General features: G+C 31.5%; 15 protein-coding genes. All 15 read left to right on the forward strand.

Going from position 1 to position 23881, the window contains the following annotated elements:
* Positions 1-439 precede the first annotated feature (439 nt).
* On the forward strand, positions 440-1918 hold the full coding sequence (locus bsdtw1_RS01995) for a VanW family protein (RefSeq protein WP_183275933.1): 1479 nt from the start codon (positions 440-442) through the stop codon (positions 1916-1918).
* A gap of 369 nt (positions 1919-2287) precedes the next feature.
* A complete protein-coding gene (locus bsdtw1_RS02000) occupies positions 2288-3631 on the forward strand; it encodes a glycoside hydrolase family 1 protein (RefSeq protein WP_183275934.1) in 1344 nt (447 codons plus the stop codon).
* A 122-nt stretch (positions 3632-3753) separates the two neighbouring features.
* Complete coding sequence (locus bsdtw1_RS02005; protein WP_183275935.1) at positions 3754-4782, forward strand: LacI family DNA-binding transcriptional regulator; 1029 nt, start codon at positions 3754-3756, stop codon at positions 4780-4782.
* A gap of 121 nt (positions 4783-4903) precedes the next feature.
* Positions 4904-9679, forward strand: a complete 4776-nt coding sequence (locus tag bsdtw1_RS02010; RefSeq protein ID WP_183275936.1) for a discoidin domain-containing protein — start codon at positions 4904-4906, stop codon at positions 9677-9679.
* Positions 9680-9949: 270 nt separating this feature from the next.
* A complete protein-coding gene (locus tag bsdtw1_RS02015) occupies positions 9950-10495 on the forward strand; it encodes a glutathione peroxidase (protein WP_183275937.1) in 546 nt (181 codons plus the stop codon).
* Positions 10496-11106: 611 nt separating this feature from the next.
* Complete coding sequence (locus bsdtw1_RS02020; protein WP_183275938.1) at positions 11107-12054, forward strand: AAA family ATPase; 948 nt, start codon at positions 11107-11109, stop codon at positions 12052-12054.
* On the forward strand, positions 12047-13252 hold the full coding sequence (locus bsdtw1_RS02025; protein WP_183275939.1) for a DUF58 domain-containing protein: 1206 nt from the start codon (positions 12047-12049) through the stop codon (positions 13250-13252). The genes bsdtw1_RS02020 and bsdtw1_RS02025 overlap by 8 nt, the downstream gene beginning before the upstream one ends.
* A 1-nt stretch (position 13253) precedes the next feature.
* The gene (locus tag bsdtw1_RS02030; protein WP_183275940.1) at positions 13254-15497 is read left to right on the forward strand and encodes a transglutaminase-like domain-containing protein; all 2244 of its coding nucleotides are present in this window, start codon (positions 13254-13256) and stop codon (positions 15495-15497) included.
* 321 nt (positions 15498-15818) lie between these two features.
* Positions 15819-16661, forward strand: coding sequence for a Cof-type HAD-IIB family hydrolase (locus bsdtw1_RS02035; RefSeq protein ID WP_183275941.1), 843 nt, complete (start codon positions 15819-15821; stop codon positions 16659-16661).
* Between the two features lie 155 nt (positions 16662-16816).
* Positions 16817-17278 carry a tRNA (cytidine(34)-2'-O)-methyltransferase gene (locus tag bsdtw1_RS02040; RefSeq protein ID WP_183275942.1) on the forward strand — a complete coding sequence of 154 codons (462 nt, stop codon included), beginning with the start codon at positions 16817-16819 and terminating at the stop codon, positions 17276-17278.
* A gap of 15 nt (positions 17279-17293) precedes the next feature.
* The gene (locus bsdtw1_RS02045; protein ID WP_183275943.1) at positions 17294-18133 is read left to right on the forward strand and encodes a DegV family protein; all 840 of its coding nucleotides are present in this window, start codon (positions 17294-17296) and stop codon (positions 18131-18133) included.
* A gap of 943 nt (positions 18134-19076) precedes the next feature.
* Complete coding sequence (locus bsdtw1_RS02050) at positions 19077-20165, forward strand: BMP family lipoprotein (protein ID WP_183275944.1); 1089 nt, start codon at positions 19077-19079, stop codon at positions 20163-20165.
* Between the two features lie 100 nt (positions 20166-20265).
* A complete protein-coding gene (locus tag bsdtw1_RS02055) occupies positions 20266-21807 on the forward strand; it encodes an ABC transporter ATP-binding protein (RefSeq protein ID WP_183275945.1) in 1542 nt (513 codons plus the stop codon).
* On the forward strand, positions 21800-22903 hold the full coding sequence (locus bsdtw1_RS02060; protein WP_244638092.1) for an ABC transporter permease: 1104 nt from the start codon (positions 21800-21802) through the stop codon (positions 22901-22903). The genes bsdtw1_RS02055 and bsdtw1_RS02060 overlap by 8 nt, the downstream gene beginning before the upstream one ends.
* Positions 22896-23828, forward strand: coding sequence for an ABC transporter permease (locus bsdtw1_RS02065; protein WP_183275946.1), 933 nt, complete (start codon positions 22896-22898; stop codon positions 23826-23828). The genes bsdtw1_RS02060 and bsdtw1_RS02065 overlap by 8 nt, the downstream gene beginning before the upstream one ends.
* The last annotated feature ends 53 nt before the right edge of the window (positions 23829-23881 follow it).

Here is a 23881-nt window from a genome sequence, read left to right on the forward strand (position 1 = left end):
TATATTTTTAAATTCTCTCACCAGAAACCGTGAGAGTTTTAAAAATAGATTTCGGTAAGAACTGGTACATCCTTAGATTATACATCTAAAATTATAGCGTTTCCAAGTAAAAGTAAAAAAATCAGATTGAGTCACAATATATACTATGTTTATTTGTACTGTGTTAAGTAATAAATTAAAAAAAATATTATAAAAGCCTAAAAATATCACATCATAAATAATATGATAAGAATATCTTTGTAACTTGTGCCTAAATATAAAGTTTACAATAAAAGTATATTTATTAATGGTTTTTTTTATAGTATAATTAGGAGTACCATAAAGGATATACCAATCTAATTGTTAAATATTTGAAAACATTTATAATCTATTATTAATATAAGATGAAAATATGTCAAATTACTTTTAGGTGGTTCATTTAAAAGAAAGGAGAAAATATATGAGCAACGAAGTAGGAAAAAACAAAACGTTAAAGATGGTAGTTGCTGGGACTGTAGCTGTAGTAGTGATTGGATTATCTGGAGCTGGTGTATACGCCATGTCTGTAAAGAATCAAGTTGCAAAATGGGATAATAAGATATACCAAGGTGTAAAGGTTAATGATGTTGATCTTTCAGGTAAGACAAAAGAAGAAGCAGTAAAACTATTAGAAGATAGTTTTTCAAATACAATAAAGCAAAAGAAGCTTATTGTTAAGGCGTTAGACCAAAACTTTGAGCTTGACTATTCAAATTTGAATCCTCAATTTAATGTTCAAGAAATGGCTCAAAAAGCCATAGAAGAAGGAAAAAATTTAAGCTTATTTCAGAAAAATAATATTATAAAAAACGGGACTAATAAAAATCTTCCTCTAGAGTTTAAATATGATGACAGCAAGATAAAGGCATTTGAACAGCAAATTGAAAGCAAAATAAACCAAGACCCTGTAAATGCAAAAATCTCCATAAGTGGAGGTAATATAAGTATTACTGATGATCAAACAGGTCGTAAAGTAAATACCGAACAATTGGACAAGTTGATTAAAACTAACATTAATGGGAAAATTGAGCAACAAACTGTTGTGCAAGCACCAATAGAAGAAGTTAAGCCAAAGTATCCAAAATCAGAGCTTGCAAAGATTGATGGCAAAATTTCAACTTTTTCAACTAGTTTTGCAACTTCTAACCCAGGAAGATCAGCTAACGTAACTTTAGCTAGTAATTTTATAAATGCTAAAGTGCTAATGCCTGGAGATACATTCAGCTATAATGAAGCTGTTGGAGAAAGAACAACAGCTAGAGGCTTTAAAGATGCAGCAATATTTGTAGGAGATAAAGTTGAACAAGGAGTTGGTGGAGGTATATGCCAAGTTTCAACTACACTATATAGAGCGGCTATGAGAGCTGGTATTAGATCAACGGAAAGAAGTAATCATTCTATGCCTACAAGCTATTCAGATGTAGGATTAGATGCAACGGTTTATTGGGGATCATTGGACTATAAATTTAAGAATACATATAATTTCCCTATATATATAGAATCATACACAAGCAATAAAAATGTATATGTTAACTTTTATGGAAATATAGCTGGAATGGGTGGAAAAACCTATGAATTATTTGCTGATACTTTAGCAAAGTATGATCCTACTATATCAAAAGTAGAAGATAGCTCCATTATGGAAGGTCAAACTCAATGGGATAAACATCCTGTTACTGGTTATAAAGTGCAGAGTTATTTAGTAACTTACCAAAATGGAAAAGAGATAGCAAGAGAAAATATAGCTACTGATAATTATCAAAAAGTAAATGGAGTTATGAGGGTTGGAACAAAGAAAGCTACACCTCCTCCGGTTACTCAAACACAAACAACTCAAGATCCTGCAGCAACTCAAGCTACAGCAACTCCAACTGTAGCAACAACAGGAACTAATCAATAAAAAATAGCTAATTTAAAGTCATCCTTTGGGATGGCTTTTTTTATTTTTTAGAAATTTATAACTAAATTATATATTTGGATAGTTATCCCAATAGGTTTAGTACATAATATAAGTTAAAGAATAAAAAAGAAGAATATATCTTAATACTTTTAGATGTTTTTACTATCTAAGATTAAAACCACTTAAGTAAGGGGATGTATTAACTTTGTCTTTTGAGGATAATTCAAGTAAAAAGTGCTTTTTTCAAGTAATATATTGTTGTTATTCAAGTAAAGTGTTGACATAATAAGCTTGTATACACAAAGTGTATTTATATGACATAGATTTTTACCGTGTTATTGAATAAATAAACTCGAAGGAGAAAGAGAAATGTTGAGAAAAGATTTCTTATGGGGAGGAGCTGTTACGGCTCATCAAAGTGAAGGCGGGTATACTGAAGGTGGAAAGGTAGCAGCTGTTTGTGATTTGACACCAACAGGAGAATTCTCTGACTTTAAGGATGGCATTGATTCATATCATAGATATGAAGCGGATTTTGATTTGTTTAAGGAAATGGGTTTTAATGCTTATCGTTTTTCCATTGACTGGTCTAGAATGATGGGTGATGAAAACACTTATAATGAAGCCGGTTTTGAATTCTATGATAAGTTTATAGATGCCTTAATTGAAAGAGGAATGGAGCCTATTCCTACACTTTATCATTTTGAAATGCCTATTTTTTTACATGAAAAATATAACGGTTTTTATAGTCGCAGAGTTGTTGATATTTTTGTGGAACTATGCAAGAAAATTGTTGATCGTTATGGACATAAGGTAAAGTATTGGATAATCTTTAATGAACAGAATGGAATATTACAAAAAGGTCCTAAAATGTTCTTTGGTAGCGTTTGTCCAGAAGAAATCAATGCACAGCTGTTTGATAATCAAATTATGCATAATACATTAATTGCTCATAGCCTAATTAATGAATATATTCACATACAAGGTGGAAAGGTTATGGGGATGGCAACAATTGTTCAAAGCTATCCAGAGACTTGTCACCCATTAGACACTTTAGAAAGTATGAAAGCGCAGAGTGAAGCTTATGTATTTTTAGATGTTTTTGCAAGAGGGCATTATAATTCGTATTACTATGCTAATATGAAAAATGAAGGAACAATGCCTGAGATTCTTGAAGGAGATTTAGAGCTTTTAAAGAAAGGAATCACAGATTATTTGGCTATTAGTTATTATATGTCTACCATATCTCATTATGGAGAGGAAAGTTTAACTAATGTGAATGATGTGGTTATTAAAAAGAATCCTTATTTAGAAATGTCTAAGTTTGGCTGGACCGTTGATCCAATTGGGTTAAGAATTACTTTAAGACAATTGTATGACCGTTATGAAATGCCTATATATATCGTAGAAAATGGATTTGGATATGATGATCAAATCGGTGAAGATGGCCAAATTATAGATGATTATCGTATTGATTATATGAGCAAACATATTGCAGAGATGAAAGAAGCTGTTCATGATGGAGTTGACTGTAGAGGTTATCTTGCTTGGGGACCAGTAGACATCCTCAGTAGCCGTGCTCAAATGAAGAAGAGATATGGTTTTATTTATGTTAACAGAGATAATGATGATTTAAAAGATATGCGTAGAATTAAGAAAAAATCATTTTCTTGGTTTAAGAAGATTATTGAAACGAATGGAGATGAGTTATAGCATATGACGCTATAATATATTAGTTTTTAGTAAAATTAAAGTTACTTCAGACATAATTAAAGCATCGGATGAATAGCCATTTAATTTCACATATCCAAGGTGAAAAGAAAGGATAATAGCTTATGAAAGTCACAATGAAAGATATCGCTAACAGATTAGGAATTTCTATTAATGCTGTATCTATTGCTTTAAATGATAAAGTTGGTGTAAGCGAAGAAATGCGATTAGAAATATTACGTACTGCTGATGAAATGGGTTATATAAATGAAAAAAGACAATATTTATCTGTGCTATCAAAGACTAATGTTTGTATTTTGATGCAGAGCTATTATGCAGATACAGGACATTTCTATTCTATTGTTTTACGTTCTATTGTTGAACAAGCAAAGGCTTTTGGCTATTTCTCCATCTTGAATTATTTTGAGGATACTGAATTTGCTATGCCTAAGTGTATCTTAGAAAGAAAGGTAGCCGGGGTTCTAGTTGTTGGAAAAATATCTGATTATAATTTAATTCTTTTGAAAAAAACTGGCGTCCCAGTGGTTCTTGTTGACTTTACATCCTTATGTGATCCTAGTGACTGTGTTTTAACTCATAACAAGCAAGGTGGATATATGATGGCAAATCATGTTATTCAAAAAGGCTATAAGAAAATAGGTTTCTTTGGTGACTTAGATTATTCCTTTAGTTTTGAAGATAGGTTTTTGGGATATAAGCAGGCGCTTCTTAAAAGCAATATAACAGATTATCAAGGTATAGATAGTTATATTGAGAGATATTCCTTTTTAAAAGGAATAGAAAAATTCATATTAGCAAATCAAATTTCTGATATTATAAGCATCCTACAATCAAAAGAGTTGCCTGAAGTTTTAATTTGTGCAAATGATTCTAATGCATTTACTGTCATTTCTGCGTTAAAAGATATGGGGGTAAAGGTTCCAGAGGATATTGGGGTGGTTGGCTTTGATGATACACCCTTATGTGAAAAGTCAATTCCACAAATAACAACTGTCCAAGTACAAAAGGAGCTAATGGGTCAAGTTGCTGTTTCTAATTTAATTGATCGTATACATCGAAAAGATAATATACCAATGACACAATTATTAAGTGTGAAAGTCATAGAAAGAGATTCATTAAAATTTAGAGATTAATGAATCTCTTTTTTTTTGTATAGGAAACCATAAAACTTTCAAGTAAATGCTCGTTGAAATTCAAGTAAAATTACAGAAGAATAGGATTGTGAGGTAAATGTTTTCAATGGAGGGAAAGGATATGATGAAAAGGGTTGGTAGGATTGTTTTATCTTTAATTATGATCATGGCTCTTGTTTTTGACGGTACAAGTATTGCTAAAGCAACAAATGTTGATGATATGAATTTAATCAAGAGTAGGATTAAGGAGTATTTTTTAAAGCTTGATACGATTGATGATGGGTCAAAAGTAGAGGCTTGCTATGTAAGCCACGCAGAAGATTATCTTAAGCTAATAGAACCGGATGGATCTTTTAAAGATGTGGATTATAAAGCTACAAATAATGCTGCAAATGGAGCTGCATGGTCCCCGTATCTAGCCTTAGATAGAATGCAGGCTATTGCAATAGCTTACAATAAACAAGGAAATTCAATTTATAAAAAGCAAGAAGTTGTTGATAAATTGAATAAAGCTATAGTTTATTGGGCGTCGCAAAATCCAAGATCAACAAACTGGTGGGAAAATCAAGTTGGTGTTCAATTACGATTTGCTAGAATCGGATTATTTATGGAGGACAGTATAAGCAGTGAAGCTTTAAATATTATTCTAAACAAGCTTTTAGAAAAAACGCCAGTTAAATATGGATCAGGTCAAAATAACTTATGGTTTGATCAAAACTATGTTTATTATGCTCTCATTAAAGAAGATGCAACTCAGTTAAAAGATATGATTAGTAATTATTTAGATTATTGTTTAACAACGCAGTTAGATGATATTACAAAAGAAGCGGTACAAGTTGATAACAGTTACTATATGCATGGAAGACAATTTTATTCAAATGGCTACGGGATGACTATGTTTAGAGACATGAGCTATTGGATCTATATGTTGAAATCAACAGACTTTGCAGTAAGCCAAGATGTTGTTGATAGAATGGGAAACTATATGATAAATGGTACAAGTTGGACAGTTAGAGGAGATATCATGGAGCTATACCTTGGATATCGTCCATACAAATACGACGTAGGATATGATAACTATTCTGAAGAATACATCGAGCCTTTAAAGAGAATGATTGAGTCAGATACTAAACGTGCTAGTGAATATCAAAAAATTTTAGATAATATTGAAGGCAAAAACAATTCCAATGGTAAGAACGGTAACTACTATATGTGGCGTTCTGGATATGAATCTCATATGAGGGATGGTTATGGTGTCAATATAAAGATGGATTCTAAGAATCTTATTGGGGGAGAATGGAGAGGTCCTTGGAATGAAGCTGGAAAACCAAATCAACAATTGATTTATTGGACATCAGCTGCATCTTCTACAATAACAGTAGATGGAGATGAATATAAATCAGTATATCCAGTATTTGATTGGACACATACTCCAGGAGCTACAGCACCTAATTTTATTAGTAATAAATTCAATTTCGAAAATAATGAATTGTTTAATATTGGCGTAAGTAATGGTAAATATGGAGTAACTGCTTATAAATTTGATAAAACTAATACGAAGGGTCAAAAAGGATATTTCTTCTTTGATGATGAGTTTGTCGCATTAGGATCAAATATTTCATCAACAAATGATGCACCTATTCACACAACCTTAAACCAAAGTAAGGCTAGTGATTTAAAAGTTAATGGTGAGGCAGTTGAATTAGGAACTGTAGCAAAAGAATATACAACAAAAAGTATATATAACAACAAGATTGGATACGTTTTCTTGAAGGATACAAAGGTTAAAGTATCTTATGATGGACAAAAAAATGTTCCAAGCTTATGGCCAGAAGATATGAAAAAGAATGCTGATTCTGTTTTTACAGCATATATTGATCATGGTGTAAAACCAACTAATGATTCTTATGCTTATATAGTTGTTCCAAATAAAACAGAAGCAGAAGTAAAGAGCTATTCAAACAACATTCCTGTAACAGTTGTAGCAAATAATTCCGATGTACAAGCGGTTAGACATGATGGATTAAAGCAAACACAAATTAATTTTTACAAAGCAGGTTCTTTAGAATATAAGAAAGGTTATACAATAACAGTAGATCAAGCGTGTAGTGTTATCATAGATGAATCAGGAAGTACAAGACAAATAACTGTAGCTGTTAATGACAATGAAGATCATAAGATAGTAAATGTAGGATTATCATATAACAGTACTAAAACAACAACTACTTTTATTTCAAAAGCTTTACCGTATGCTGGTCAATCGAAGACATTAGCGGAAGGACAAGATGATAGATATTTAGCGAGTAGTTCTACTGCAAATCATTACGTTAAAAATGTAGTAGATGGTAATAGTAATACCTATTGGGAAAGTAAAGGCCAAGGTGAAGAATGGATTTCACTACTTACAGGCTCAAACAAATACTTGAAAGATATAACTATTTCATGGGGAGAAAAATATGCCAGTGAATATGAAGTTTACGCATCACAAGATGGAGAAAACTATGAACTTGTTTCAAAGGTTTCAAAAGGCGATGGAAAGCAGACAACAATACCTATTGCTAGAATGTGTAATTATATAAAAATTATCATGAAATCTAGTAGTGGGGATTGTTATCAAATCAAAGAAGTCGCAATGGATGAAGGAGAACTCCTTTCCTTAAATAAACCGACTACAACAAGCTCTGTATCATCTAAAGCACCGACCTTTGTAGGAGGATTTGCTGTTGATGGAGATTTATCTACAAGATGGGCATCTAATCGTAATTCAGATAATGAGTGGATAATTATTGATCTAGAAAAGTATTCACGTATAGATGCCATGAAAATCATTTGGGAAAATGCATGTTCAGACGATTATACCATTGAGGTATCAGATGATAACCAAAATTGGAAAAGTGTGAAGCAATTAAAAGCAGATGTGAGTTTAAAAGATGAAATTAATTTTAGTGAGTCAGTGTATGGTCGCTATGTAAAAATTAATTCACATAAATCAAGGTTAGTTAGTGGAACAAATTATGGGATAAATATATTTGAAATTAATGTTTATGGTGAAGCAAAGGAAGAAGATAAAGTTAATGTTGCTCTAAATAAACCTTCAAAAGCAAGCTCAGAATATATAAATCCAAAGTCAAAGTTTACTTTAGAATCAAAATATGCCTTTGATGGAAGTGTAGAGAACAAAGGTGATACTTATCAATCAAGATGGGTATCTGAAAGAGGCAAAGATAATCCTGGTAAAGATGTTAATTCACAATATATACAAGTGGATTTAGAAGAAGTATATGATATCTCAAGGGTTGTATTAAATTGGGAAGGTGCTTGTGGTAAAGAATATAAAATTCAAATTTCAGAGGATGGGCAAAACTGGATAGATGTATCACATATTACAGATGGAGTTGCTGGAATTAAAGAATTAAACTATGAAAAACCAGTAACAGGAAGATATGTGAAGATGCTAGGAATAATTCCGATTGGACAATATGGTTATTCCTTATGGGAATTCGAAGTTTATGGAACAAGTTTAAAATCTGAACTAAAAAAATACTATGATCAAAATAAAAACTTGGATACAAGCTCGTTCACACCTAATAGTATAGAGGTTTATAATAATGCCTTAGACAATATTACAAAAGTTTATGAAGATAAAGCGGCTACCAGTACAGAAATATTAAATGCAAAGAAACAATTAGAAGATGCAATAAATAATTTTGTTTTGAAAGCAAATAAAGCTACATTAGATAATGACATTAAAAAGGCTGAGCTTATAGAAAAAAATTTATATACAGATGAATCAATCAAGATCTTTGAAGCAGCTTTAAATGAAGCCAAAGCAATATTTAATGATGATAATGCAACACAAAAGCAAGTAGATGACGATGCTCAAGTATTAGAAAAAGCTATGATATCATTAGAGAAGAAAAAAGATGATCCAGTTATTGAGGTTCCAGGAGAAAAGATAGACCTAACCATTGAAAGTCCTAATAAAGATATAAGTGTTTCTGGAAAGTTACCGAAAGATATACAATTATCTTCAAAAGCCCTAGATAATGAACAATTAAAAGAAGTGGTGGAAAAAATATATAAGGTTAATTCAGAAGCATTGAAAGATTCAACTTTAGAAAAAGTATATGATTTAAGCTTATTACTAAAAAATGAAGTTTACAAATTGGATGGAGAGGTTGAAGTTTCACTAAAACTAGATGACAGTTTTTTAAGCAAGAAGTTAGGTATAGTCTATATTGATGAAACTGGAAATCTTCATAGATTTGAATCTAAGGTGGAAAATGGATTTATTAAATTTAATACTCCTCATTTTTCTAAGTACGGAATTGTATCAACAAATGATTTGATTTTGGAAGTAGATAAAGCTGTATTAGATAATGAAATCAAGAAAGCTCAGTCGGTAGAAAAAGACCTATATACAAATGAATCAATTAGAGTCTTAGATGCAGCTTTAAATGAATCAAAAGCAATATATAATGATGCTGATGCAACACAAAAACAAGTTGATGACGAAGTTAAAGCACTACAGCAAGCACTTCTAGTATTAGAGAAGAAAAAGGATAATCCAATTGTTAATGTTCCTGCAAAAAATACAGAAGTGGCAGTTCAAAATACAAATAAAAATGTAAATACTTCTGAAAACTTATCAAAAGATATTAAGTTAATAGAGAATAAAGAAGAAGAGTCAATTGCTAGTGATACTGAAGAAAAGAAAGAGATAATAATTGAAAATCCCAACAAAGATGCAAGTGTTTCAAGTAACGAAGCTAGTAAAGTAACTCCTAAAGTTAATGGTAATAAAGCTAAATTATATGTTATTGCTATGATTTCTTCAGTTTTAATTATTTCTTTAGGTATACTATATGTATTTTTAAGAAAGAAAAAAACTGAATAATATTTAAAAGAGTGGTTGTTGTACAATCACTCTTTTGAATTTTGAAGCTCTAAAATAACTGGTGAGTCAATCAGATGTTTCTGATAAGATTACATAAAATACAATAAAATAGTTGACATATTAATAGCTAATGTATATAATTCAATTATACAATATTAAATTGTATCCAATTAGGTTTGATGTGATATGGATTTAGTAAAAAATATGGTTGTATTCATATTTATATAATTTAGTTTTGAAAATAAATATTTAATAGAGAGGAAAGAAGTTATGTCAATTTATGATTTTAAAGCAAAGACAATAGATGGAGAAGAAATATCTTTAGAAAAATATAAAGGTAAAGTATTAGTAATAGTTAACACTGCAAGTAAATGTGGATTTACTCCTCAATATGAGGGACTTGAAGCTTTATATCAAAAGTATAAAGATCAAGGAGTTGAGGTATTAGGATTCCCAAGTAATCAATTTGCAGAACAAGAACCAGGAACTAATGGAGATGTTAAGAATTTTTGTCAAATCAACTATGGAGTTACCTTCCAATTATTTGAAAAGACAGATGTAAGAGATGAAAATGCTCATCCGTTATTTAATTACTTAACAGAAAAAGCTGCTTATAAAGGTCTTAATATGAACCATCCAATTGGGAAGATACTTTTAGAAGCATTAGAAAAGAATTTTCCTAGTTTCCTAGAAGGAAATTCAGTAAAATGGAATTTTACTAAGTTTGTAGTTGATAGAGATGGTAATGTAGTTGAAAGATTTGAACCAACCTCTGAACCAAGTGAAATGAATGAAACTATAGAAAAATTACTTTAGATAGAGTTGTATAATAATCCCTAACAGATAATCCCTCTGAAAACGCACTTTCCCCAAGTGCGTTTTTTTACTGTATTAAAAAGTATAAAATTTCTATGATAAATAAATCTAGAAATTCCCATGACTTCATAAGTTTTTTATGGGTATACAGTAAAAAATAAAACATATTCGCCTGCCAAATTTTCCTCATATACATTCGGAAAGGCAGATGCGCAAAAAAGTTCACTGAAGAAGGTCGCTTCAGCCACTTTTTAACTGTATTAAAAAGTATAAAATTTCTATGATAAATAAATCTAGATATTCCAATGGTTTAGAATAGTTTATGGTTTTTAATAGTAAATTGTATTATTTTTTGTAATATTGTTAAAAAATATTAAATGAGTGTTATAATTTATGAAATATGAAGGAATTGAAAAAAATAGATAGAATTAGGAAAAGTATGGAATTCATATTAATTACAATTAATAATTATAAATATAAGAGATATTTTATAAGTGTTTAGAAATTTTCACGCAATGAAATAACTTTTGGCATGGGAATATGATCAAATTAACGGTTAGATTTTAATGAGATCTTTAGGCATAATTAAATTTAAAAAGGGGTTAGTATAGATGAGGGAAAAGGAAATTATAAAGAAAATTTTGGATAACCTTAATAAGGTGATAATAGGGAAGGAAGTAGAGATTAGTAATATATTGAAGGGTGTAATTGCAAATGGTCATATTCTAATTGAGGATGTTCCAGGTGTAGGTAAGACCACATTGGTTAAAGCTTTGGCTAAGACGATAGATCTAACTTATAGCAGAATTCAATTTACACCTGATCTTCTACCATCAGACATTACTGGTATATCTATATATAATCAAAAAGATATGGAGTTTGAGTTCAAGGAGGGTCCTATATTTTCTAATATAGTACTAGCTGATGAAATAAATAGAACTTCACCAAAGACACAATCAGCGTTACTTGAAGTTATGGAAGAAAATCAAGTATCTGAAGGAAAGAAAACCTATAGATTGAAAACACCTTTTGTAGTTATGGCTACTCAAAATCCTATTGATTATGATGGAACGTTTAGATTGCCAGAGGCTCAATTAGATAGATTTATTATTAAGGTTTCTCTAGGGTATCCATCCGCGGAAGCCGAAGTTGATATATTAGAAAAGTATAGGGAGAACAATCCATTGCAAGAACTTACAAGTGTAGTTACTGCTGAGGATATTCTGTATCTTCAAGAAGCCGTTGCTAAAGTAAGAGTTGCTAAAGTTATAAATGAGTATATAGTAAGAATTGCAAATAAAACAAGAGAAAGTAACTATATATCCTTGGGGGTAAGTACTAGAGCAATTCTAGCTCTTCAAAAAATTGCACAAGCCAGTGCACTTTTAGCAGGAAGAGACTATGTAATACCTGAAGATGTAAAAGAAAATGCAGCTTTAGTATTAAGCCACAGAATAATTATGTCTTCAACAGGAAAGGCAAATGGCTATGGAGAAAGGGAGACTATAGAAGATATTTTAAAGATGGTAGAAACTCCGAGGATAACTGTTAATGTTTAAGTTAAGGATCAGTATAAAATATGCAGTTGTTTTTATATTAGCCACAGTATTTGTTTATGTCCAAGGCGGAAGCCTTCCGCATGTTATATTTTATATGTTACTAATACCGGGAATCTTAGGGCTTATATCAATAATCGTTTCTAAATCAGGTTTAAATGTTAGGAATGTTACGATAGCTAGATATTATACATGTGGAGATAAAGATTATATTGATACTATGGTGAAGAATAGCACAATATTAATTATCCCTTATTGCAAAATCACAAATGAAGGTATAAATAAGATTAAAAATAATTATACAGGCGATGCAATAACACTAGCAATAAATGAAAATCATATAACATCTGAAGAAATAGTATATATAAGTCGAGGTAAGTTTGATTTGGGTAGTTATGATGTGGAGCTTAAAGACTTATTAGGTATATTCAATATTAATTATAAGATAAATGAGAGTAAACCAATAAAGGTATTTCCAAGAGTGTATGATATAAGTCAGATGTCAATAAGTGGCTCGGAAATAATTGAAAATACTTTGTCGATTGTTACTAGTAAGGAAGATCCTCATTCTACAAGAGATATGAGAAGGTACAGAGAAGGAGACAGCCTAAAGAGGATAAACTGGAAGGTTAGTGCAAAGTTAAATGACTTATATGTAAGAAATTTTGATACTGTTTCTGGTGAAGAGTTTAATATATTTATGGATATGAATGAAAGTAATTATCGTCTTGATCCTTACGGTAAAAACGAGGAATTTCTTATAGACTTTTCTGCTTCTCTTATATATTCCCTTTTAAAGAGAAATATATCTACAAAAGTATTCGTTAATAATAAAATCGAGCATGTACAAAGCATAGAGAATAAGATAGATTTTGAAAAGTTTTTAGAATACTTAATTGAGCATAGGAGTGAAGGCATTACTCCAGTAACAAATTTTATAAAAATTCGAAGAAATAAGCTTTCATCTATAGCTGGAATAGCTGTAATAACTCATACACTGTCTGATAAGATGGTAAGTTTTATAATGGAAAACAAAGAAAAAGGTAATTCTCTTATTATATTTTATCTTAGGAGCGAAATTGGTGATGAGTCTGTGATTACTATGAGAAATATTGGAATCGTATGCTGTAAGATAGATGAAGGGTTGTTTAGTGAAGCTGCCATAAGTATAGAAGAGCTTGTAAAAGGGCAGGTGAATTAGTATGGAGTGGTTTAAGGAAAGACTTTTAGATAGTTTTATTATTTATTTTAATATGATACTTACCATTTTAATATTAAAATCATGTCTCAATATTGAAGGCACCGATTACTATCTTATAACTTTTCTTTTTATGGTGGGGTTAATTATAGCTTGGGTTTATGATGAAAAAGTTAAGTCTTTAGAACGAAAACTGGTTTTAACTATGATTATACTTTCTGCTGTGTTACTCATGGTTATAGTGTTCAGAAAGTACGCTGTTTCCTTTGTCATAGAAGGAATAGGGAATAACATGGCACATATAACTTCAAATATGAGAGAAGGATGGCCTAGTTCTTTCTCCCTTATAAGGAATCTATTTGTTATTACAATTCCTACCCTAACACCTTTTGCTATGTGGATTAAAAAAAGAGGATTTGCAGATATAAGTATCCTTATAAATATGCTGTTAATGATGGTTTATTGGTACCTAGGGTACTATGAAGAAATTGATAAGGTAATGTATATATTTATCTTTATAAGTATAATAACATATGCTGTAAATCACTTAGGAAACTATAGTAAAAAGTTGAAAAGGAAAGAGGTCAGAAATAACATTGTAACGTCTAAAATTATCTGGGCAACTATAGTACTGTCTCTAGTAAGCTCAATGCTTATAGTATTATTGCCAAAGTCAACAAGTGGAAAGTTTTCAAAAATAATTTCAGATAAAGTAGTTGAAAACATAGCTGATGATAGTGGAGGAGCTTACAATCCAGATAAATATGGTTATAGTCTAGCTAAGTCTGGTTATAATGATTCATCTAAAATATTAGGTGGACCCATAAATATTGATGATAGAGAAGCGTTTAAATTAGAGTATAAAGGAAATGTTAAAAATGAAATATACCTTAAAGGCTCTGTAAAAGATAAATATACTGGTACATCATGGGTACCTAACTTTAGGTTAATAGAAAAAAGCAACATGATGGATGCAGCGTATATTGAAAATTTTGTTGGTGCTAACGAAGAAACTATGACGATTCATCCAGATTACGTCACAACTACAACTTTATTTAATCCTTATTATTCTAAGGTTGTGAACATAAAGTACAACAGTGATAATAAAACCTATGTGGATAAAGTTAATGGGGCTTTTTATGCTGAAAAACCTATAAAGACAGAATATACAATAAATTTTTACTCAAATAGTATTTACGATAAGGCTTTTGATACACCTTCGAGTGGGCGTAATTCTGTAGAGATAGACCAATTGCTTAATAATGGGGATTTAGTTCATTACCTTCAATTGCCAGATACTATTACTCAAAGAACAGTTGATTTGGTTTATAATATAGTCAAAGGTACTTCATCAAATTATGAAAAGGCGTATAGATTAAAAGCGTATCTTACTCAAAACTACACGTATAGTTTAGATGTTTCTAATGTTCCAGAAGGAAAGGATTTTGTAGATTATTTTTTATTTGAAGAAAAGAAAGGCTACTGTGTATATTTTGCAACCGCAATGACGGTAATGTGTAGAATTGCAGGAATTCCAGCAAGATATGTTGAAGGTTTTAAAGTTAGTAAGGATAAAGAAAATAATGGGATGTATAAGGTTACTAATGAAGATGCCCATGCATGGACAGAAATCTATTTATCATACAATGGAAATAATTATAGTGCAGCAAGGATGCTACCTTTTACAAAAATTGATACAGTACCTACAGCATATCAATATAGACATGCTAAAGAAATACAAAACAACGGTGAAGGTAATAATGGTGCATTAGATGGGTCTAAATCATCTGTAGATAATGCTAGCAACGGAAACACCAAAAAGGTTGATTTAGAAAAAAATAGTGATGAGAATAAAAACAAAATGTATTATTTATATTTGAAGATTTTGTCTCCAATTGTACTAATACTGATATATATAACTGTAAGAATATGCTTAGTAGTTATAAAAAGAAGAAAAATCATTAAAAGTGATAGTTTAATTCCTTTATATGATTACTGTAAATTGAGGTTAAACAGGATAAATATAATAAAGTCTAAAAGTGAGACGGATTTAGAATTTGCTGAAAATATACCTAATTATGAGTTGTCAAAGAAGATGGTAGATTTAGTTGGCTTAATATATAGAGAGTTTTATGCTCAGGAAGATAATTTGCATTATGATAGGATTCAAATGATAAATTATATAGAAAGCACAATTAGAAGTAGCCAGGGAAATATAAAATATCTGATAAAGAGATATATTATATAAAGATGTAACACTTCGAACTGAAATATATTTTTAAAACTCTCACCGCTTCTGGTGAGAGTTTTAAAAATAGTTTTAGATGAAGTGAGACATCTTTATTGTTTATTAAATTCATGTTGGAATTATTTGCTTAAAAATGTTTTATTGGTATAATGTTGTCAGATATGAAAAAGATAAAGTATAGGCTTTACGGCTATTTGAAAAATCAGGTGGGAATTAAAGTCTTTGTTGAAATTAAAATATACACAAATTATAAAATAGCATATTAGAAAAATAGAAATTATAGGTATGCTAATCAATATACGTTAGAAATAGGAGTAATATATGAGCTATAAATTAGTATGTATAGATATGGATGGAACTCTACTAAACAGCAGAAAAAAGATTTCGAATTATAATAAAGAGATGTTGAAAAAAGCCCATGATATGGGAGTGCATATTGTTATAACTACAGGCAGAATATTTAATAATGCCATACATTATTCGAATTTATTAGGTGTTAAATCTCCAGTTATAGCTACTAATGGAGCTGTGATAAGAGAAAAAGATAAAGGGATAGTTATATACAAAAATGCTCTTAACACTGAGACTTGTCTCAGACTCCTTGATTCAGTAGGCAAATATGGAATAAAAATGCACTTTTATACTACTGATAGTATATTTGTAAGTAGCAGAGTTCAAGGAACTGCTTTAAAATTATACATGTCGTATCCATTACCAAAAGATTTAAGACTTACGATTAAATATATAGGTAAAAGAAAAGAATGGGAAAAGGTATTTAAAGAGCATGCAGATGAATTTGTAAAATGTATTGTGTTTAGTCCTAATAAGAACACTCTAAAGAACTTTAGAAAAGAACTTGATGCTATGAATGATGTAAGTGTAACTAGCTCTGGGGCCTTTAATATAGAAATATTGAACAAAGATGTTACAAAAGGAAGAGCGGTTGAAGTTCTTGCTGCATACTACGGTATAAAAAGAGAAGAGATAATGTGTATAGGGGATAACGAGAACGATATGCCTATGATAGAGTATGCTGGAATGGGAGTAGCTATGGGCAATGGAATTAAAGAGCTTAAGGATATAGCTGATTATATAACAGACACAAATGATAATGATGGGGTTGGAAAAGCTATAGAAAAATTTATTGTATCTAAGGAAAGATAAATTAACACATATACTACAATGTAAAATCATACTTTATCATGATGACTTAAGAAATTATAGGCTATTTTAGATTTGATTAACATAATAAAATATTGTAATATAATAAGATGAAGTATGATTTTACAATTTATATAAGACCGTTCGGAGGAAATAAAGTGAATCTTAATATAGTTTTATATCAACCAGAGATACCTCAAAATACAGGTAACATAGCTAGAACTTGTGTTTTGACTAATTCAAAGCTACATTTAATTAAACCTTTAGGCTTTGATTTAGATGAAAAGCATGTAAGAAGAGCAGGACTTGATTATTGGCAATATTTAAATATGGAGATTTATGAAAGCTATGAAGAGTTTATGGAGAAGAATAAAGGAGCTAGAATATTCTTGTCTACAACTCATGCAGAAAGTTATTATGATGAAGTGGAATATAAAGAAGGTGATTTCATAATGTTTGGTAGAGAATCATCTGGAGTTCCTGAAAGTGTCCACAATGATTTACAAGGAATAAGGGTTCCGATGATAAATACATCAACAAGATCACTTAATCTATCAAACACAGTTTCAATTATTGCGTATGAAGCATTGAGACAAATTGGTTTTCCAAGTATGAAGTAAATAGGGGGAAGGGATATGGAAAAGATTAAAATAGTTACAGACAGTACTGTAGATATCCCCATTGATTTGTTAAAGAAGAATGACGTGGAGGTACTACCACTTCTTATTAATTTTGGAGAAGAAAGCTATCTTGATGGAGTAGAAATAAATCTTAGGACTATGCTTAAGCGTATAGAAGAAGAAAACGCACTTCCAACCACAGCACAAGTTACCCCAAATAGATTTTATGAATGTTACAAGAGATATTTAGAAGAGGGTTATAAAATTATATCCTTACATCTTTCATCAGATATGAGTGGAACTTATAACTCAGCTTGTATAGCTAAAGATATGTTTGACACAGAAGATATAATAGTAATTGACTCGGAAAATGTAACATCAGGATTAGGTATAGTAGTTCTTAAAGCAATAGCTTTAAGAGAAAAAGGAATGAGCATAAAAGAAATAGAGCATGAATTATTGTTAGCTATACCACATATTAAAAGCGCATTAAGCTTTGAAAGTTTAGATAACCTAGTTCGTGGAGGAAGGCTCTCAAGAACTGCAGGAGTTATTGGTAGTGTACTTGGAATAAGACTACTATTAGAGGTTAAGCAGGGAAAGATGTCTGTAATGGACAAGGTTAGAGGAAGTAAAAAGGCTACTAAAGAAATAATTAGAACATTTGAAACTCTTAAGAGAAAAACAGGAGAGCCAGTTGTGCTTCTGCATATCGAGAATCAAGATATCTATGAACCTCTGAAAGAATACTTGAACGAAAATGATATTGAATATATTGATGCAGAAGTTGGATGCACAGTTGGAATACACTCAGGTCCAAAAGCTTGTGGATTATTTTTTATTGAAGAATTCTAAAACTTATAAGATATTATCAATGATATATTTTATATTTAATATGAGCAGTAGTGATATATGGATGTACCACTTCGTAATAAGATTTATATTTTTAAATACTCTCACCAGAACCCATGAGAGCTTAGAAAATAGATTTCGGTTCGAAGTGGTATACCTTTATAGAGTTCCTAACTCAACTATTAATTTATACATGCCCGAAAATCCCCAGAAGCCGGGATTTTCGAACAAGTATAAATTAAGTTTCGATATAGGAACTCTTTAATAGACCTTGCTGCTTTTTTACGTTATAAATAAGTATGAAATAAACAAATAAACAAATATAACCTATTAGCAGAAATTTCTATATCAGAATTAAGAATAAATAAAGGCAAAATTTTATATACTTATTAATAGAAGAGAAGTTAATAAAAAATTAATAAACACCTCAGAATATATTTCTAAAAATAATCCGTGGATATTTATTAAGAAATAAAATTAAATCGCCTTTGAATGAAAAGGTATTCATTAGCGTATTTTATCCAATATATGTTTAGTAAATTATCATTAAGAAATTATTATTTCTTAAGTTTAATTTAGTAACATAAATGAAAAAAGTGTTTCATTTATCCTGTACGTATGCTATAATTACAACGGGCAAATGATTACCAAAATATGCTTATGTTATTATTTAAAAGGCTATTCTCTCAGATTTAGGAGAATTATAAACAATGGTGTTTGTTATATACAATTATTTATTAGGTTTTAAAATATAGTTTTAGGACATGTATATCTTAATTAATTTTGTATTCATAACAGGCATTTTTTTATTATTAGCCGATATCTTGTTAACTTTTTGAGTAAGTGCTTACATATTTATTTTGGTATCATAGTACTCGTTCAAAATGTAAATGGTTGGTTATATGTTTGTAACCAAACAATATATAAATCTTAGGAGGGATCTGTAATGAACAAGAAAAAATTAATGGCTGCTGTAGCTTCGGTGGCAGTAGTAGCAACTCTATTTGCTGGTTGTGCTAGTAAGTCTAATGACAAAACAACTACTGATAACAAGACTTCTGATAAGAAGGTAATGGTTGGACTTTCAACTGATGAAGGTGGATTAAATGATAAGTCATTTAACCAAGCAGCTGATACTGGAATAAAGAAAGCTAAAGATGAATTCAAATTTGATTATAAGGCTGTTGAATCAAAATCTAAAGATGATTATGAATCAAACCTAGATGCATTAGTATCAGAAAAAGCTAACTTAGTTGTAGGCGTTGGATTCCAAATGTCTGATGCAGTTAAGAATGCAGCTTCAAAGCATACTGATGTAAACTTTGCTATAGTTGACTCAGCTGTTGATGCTGCTAATGTAAGATCAATACTATTTAAAGAACAAGACGGTTCATTCCTTATGGGAGTTATAGCTGGTAAGATGGCTGGAACTGGCAAGGTAGGATTTATTGGTGGAAAAGACATGGAACTTATACAAAAGTTCGAAGCTGGATTTGCAGCTGGAGTTAAAGCTGTTAACCCAACTGCTGCAGAAGATTTAATTGGAAGAAAAACAGTTCAATATGTTGATAGCTTTACAGATGCTGCAAAGGGAAAAGAAGCAGCTAAGAACTTAATCAATGCTGGTTGTACAGTAATATACCATGCAGCTGGTGGAGCTGGAGAAGGTATGTTCCAAGCTGTTCAAGAAGCAAACAAGAATGGTAAAAAGGTTTGGGCTATAGGAGTTGATATGGACCAAGCGGTTACACTTCCACAATATGCTGATGTAATACTTTCTTCTATGATAAAGAAAGTTGACTTCGCAACATACCAAGCTGCTAAAGATATAGTAAATGGTACATTCAAATCTGGTACTGTTGAATTAGGATTAAAAGAAGGCGGAATAGATATAGCTGGAACTTCAAGCAAGAATACTCCTAAAGATGTTCTTGATTTAGTTGCTAAGTATCAAGCTGCTGTTAAAGATGGAAAGATAACAGTTCCAACAAAACCAGCTGATGTTAAAACATTTGCACCAGCTGCAGTACAATAATTTAAATATTTATAGGTTCAAAGAAGAGCTAGATGTTGCTACATCTAGCTTTTTTAAAGATTTAAGGGGTTTTCTATTTTTATATTAGGAGGTATTAATAGTGACAAAAGTGGTAGAAATGAAGGGCATCACAAAAATATTCCCAGGAACCATAGCTAACGATGATGTTAATTTTGATCTTAACAAAAGTGAAACACACGTTTTGCTAGGTGAAAATGGAGCGGGAAAAACCACTTTAATGAACATACTATATGGGTTGTACCAACAAGAGAAGGGTGAAATATATGTTAACGGGCAGCTAGCTAAGATAACAAACCCTAACGATGCTATAAAGCTTGGAATTGGTATGGTGCATCAACATTTTATGCTTGTTCATAATTTTACAGTTGCAGAAAATATAGTTCTAGGAATTGAACCTAAAAAAGGTTTGAAGGTAGACATGAAGAAAGCGATAGAGGATGTTAAGGCTATTGCTAAAAAGTATGGTTTCAACATAGATCCAAATGAAGTAATTGAAGACATCACAGTGGGTAAACAGCAAAAGGTAGAAATACTAAAGGCTTTATATAGAGGAGCAGATATATTAATACTTGACGAACCTACAGCGGTTCTAACTCCTCAAGAAATAGATGAGCTTGGAGTTATTATAGATAACTTAAAGTCACAGGGCAAGTCAGTAATTCTTATCACTCATAAGCTTAAAGAAGTTATGAAGATGAGTGACAGAGTAACCATAATAAGAAGAGGTAAGGTTACTGGAACTGTAAATACTAAAGATACTAATATCGACCAATTAGCGGAGCTAATGGTAGGTAGAAAAGTTAATCTTGTAGTACAGAAGGCTGAAGCAAAAGTAGGCCGTGAAATCCTTAAGATAGAAAACTTAAATGCTAATGATCATAGAAAACTTCCTGTAGTTAAGAATCTTGATCTTACAGTACATGCAGGTGAAGTAGTTGGTATAGCCGGAGTAGATGGAAACGGGCAGTCAGAGTTTATAGAAGCTTTAACTGGTCTTAGAAAAGCTGTTAGTGGAAAAGTAACTATAAACGGCAAAGACATATTTAACAAGGCACCTAAAATAGTTATGGAGTCTGGTGTCGGACATGTTCCTGAAGACAGGCACAAAAGAGGATTAATACTTAAATATTCATTATTTGAAAACTCAATCTTAGGTATTCATAGAAATAAACCTTTTAGCAAAGGTATCGTATTAAACTATAGCGAAGTTAGAAAACATTGCAATAAGCTTATAGAAGAGTTTGACGTAAGAACTCCAAATGATGAAGTTTCAGCATCAGCTTTATCAGGGGGAAATCAACAAAAGCTTATAGTTGCAAGAGAAATATCAAAAGATCCAGAACTTCTAATAGTATGTCAACCAACAAGAGGTCTTGATGTTGGAGCTATAGAATACATTCATAAGAGAATAATACAGGAAAGAGACAGTGGTAAAGCAGTTCTTTTAGTTTCACTAGAACTGGACGAAATAATGTCTTTATCTGATAGAATAGCAGTAATGTATGATGGACAAATCTTAGATATAGTAGATAGAAAAGATGCTACAGAGCTAAAACTTGGAATACTTATGGCTGGTGGTAGTCTTAAGGATGATGAGAAAGAGGTGAAGGATCTTGAGTAAAACTACAGCGAAGGGTAAAGAAAATAAAGCGCTACAGATAGTAAAACCAATATTGTTCCCTTTAGCGGCAATAATATTTTCTATATTCATTTCAGTGTTTTTCGTAATCTGGGCTAAGGGATACTCCATATTAGATTACTTTAAAGCGCTAGAAGATCTTTTTAGCACCATATGGAAAGGTTCCTTTGGTAGCGAAATGAACTTATTTAATACTATATTCTACTTGACACCACTTATATTTACCGGTGTAGCAAATGCGGTAGCATTTAAGACCGGATTATTTAACATAGGTGGAGAAGGTCAGTTTGTAGTAGGTATGGTAGCAGCAGCTTTAGTTGGAGTTATACCAGGACTTCCTGCAATTATACATCTTCCATTGGTTTTGATAGCAGGTATAGCAGCTGGTGGTCTATGGGCAGCAGTACCAGGATATCTTAAAGCAAAGATGGGAACAAACGAAGTTATAAACTCAATCATGATGAACTATATAGCAATGTATGCTGCAAACTTTATAATTCTTAGAACATCTTTTGGAGTTCAAGGAAAGTCAGCATCACCACTTATAAAAGAAAGTGCTAGAATTGGTAGATTCGTGTCAAACTATCAAGCAAACTATGGTGTGTTTATAGGAATAGCAGTAGCAATATTTGTTACATGGCTTTTATGGAAAACTACCACAGGTTATGAGCTTAGAGCTGTTGGTTTAAATCCACAGGGAGCAGAATACGGTGGAATAAATATATCAAAAAACATAATACTTGCAATGGTTATATCAGGAGCTATAGCAGGTCTTGGTGGAGCAGTTCACTTAGCTGGCGGTAAGTACTATACTGATGATTTTAGTACACTTCCAGGTTACGGTTTCAGTGGTATGGCAGTAGCTCTTCTTGCGAAAAGCCATCCGATAGGATGTATATTTGCAGCTGTACTTTTTGGAGCTCTAAACAGTAGTTCAAAAGTATTACAGTTAAATGGTATACCTAAAGAAATAGTATATCTTATACAATCAATAATAATAATCTTTGTAGCAACAGACTACATCGTTAAATACTTTGCAGAAAAGAAGAAGAAGAAGGAGGTATTGATCAATGGCTAGTATAAATATAATCATGGAACTTTTATCTTCAACCTTAGCTCTTGCAACTCCTTTAATATTCGCAGGTCTTGGCGGAGTATTTTCAGAAAGATCTGGAGTTGTAAACATAGGTCTTGAAGGTATGATGATCATGGGAGCCTTCTTTGGAGTATATGGGTCCTTCCTTACAGGAAGCGCGATGGTAGGAATCATTTTTGCTTTAATAGCAGGTGGACTTATAGCATTAATTCATGCTTTCTTAAGTATAAACCTAAAGGCAGATCAAGTTATATCGGGTACAGCGATAAACCTTTTTGCTCAAGCCTTAGCAGCCTTTCTTATCTTTAAGCTTTTCGGAAAAGGCGGACAAACGGATGGTGTTAATGGTTTAGCATACAATATACCAAAAGCTTTAAGAGATATGCCGGTGCTCGGTAAACTTGTAGGAGACTTAAATTGGTTTGTATATGCAGCAATAGTTGCAGTAATAATAGCACACTTTGTACTATACAAAACTCCGTGGGGACTTAGAATAAGAGCCGTTGGAGAACATCCAAAGGCAGCAGATACTCTAGGAATAAATGTATATAAAGTAAGATATATATGTGTTGTATTATCAGGAATGCTTGCAGGTCTTGGTGGAGCAGCATTATCACTTGGAAGTACGCCACTATATAGAGATGGAATGGTATCAGGAAGAGGATTTATAGCCCTAGCAGCTGTTATCTTCGGTAACTGGAAGCCAAAAGGAACACTATTTGCATGTTTACTATTTAGTTTTGCAGATGCCTTCCAGTTGAAATCACAGCTACTTGGACTTAAGCTTCCAACAGAAATATACTCAGTGTTCCCTTATGTAATCACAATGATAGCTTTAGCAGGATTTGTAGGTAAGACACAAGCTCCAGCAGCTGACGGTGTACCTTACGAAAAGGGACAAAGATAATTAATTCCGGTAATATATTAAATATACCAAAAAGGCATCTCATATAGGCAAAG

It is taken from the genome of Clostridium fungisolvens, from assembly GCF_014193895.1.
Taxonomy (GTDB): Bacteria; Bacillota; Clostridia; order Clostridiales; family Clostridiaceae; genus Clostridium_AR; species Clostridium_AR fungisolvens.

Coding starts and splice junctions, on each gene's coding strand:
- bsdtw1_RS02035 (WP_183275941.1), top strand. CDS start 15,819: ATGAGCTATAAATTAGTATGTATAGATATGGATGGAACTCTACTAAAC.
- bsdtw1_RS02045 (WP_183275943.1), top strand. CDS start 17,294: ATGGAAAAGATTAAAATAGTTACAGACAGTACTGTAGATATCCCCATT.
- bsdtw1_RS02065 (WP_183275946.1), top strand. CDS start 22,896: ATGGCTAGTATAAATATAATCATGGAACTTTTATCTTCAACCTTAGCT.
- bsdtw1_RS02010 (WP_183275936.1), top strand. CDS start 4,904: ATGATGAAAAGGGTTGGTAGGATTGTTTTATCTTTAATTATGATCATG.
- bsdtw1_RS02005 (WP_183275935.1), top strand. CDS start 3,754: ATGAAAGTCACAATGAAAGATATCGCTAACAGATTAGGAATTTCTATT.
- bsdtw1_RS01995 (WP_183275933.1), top strand. CDS start 440: ATGAGCAACGAAGTAGGAAAAAACAAAACGTTAAAGATGGTAGTTGCT.
- bsdtw1_RS02025 (WP_183275939.1), top strand. CDS start 12,047: ATGTTTAAGTTAAGGATCAGTATAAAATATGCAGTTGTTTTTATATTA.
- bsdtw1_RS02030 (WP_183275940.1), top strand. CDS start 13,254: ATGGAGTGGTTTAAGGAAAGACTTTTAGATAGTTTTATTATTTATTTT.
- bsdtw1_RS02015 (WP_183275937.1), top strand. CDS start 9,950: ATGTCAATTTATGATTTTAAAGCAAAGACAATAGATGGAGAAGAAATA.
- bsdtw1_RS02050 (WP_183275944.1), top strand. CDS start 19,077: ATGAACAAGAAAAAATTAATGGCTGCTGTAGCTTCGGTGGCAGTAGTA.
- bsdtw1_RS02000 (WP_183275934.1), top strand. CDS start 2,288: ATGTTGAGAAAAGATTTCTTATGGGGAGGAGCTGTTACGGCTCATCAA.
- bsdtw1_RS02020 (WP_183275938.1), top strand. CDS start 11,107: ATGAGGGAAAAGGAAATTATAAAGAAAATTTTGGATAACCTTAATAAG.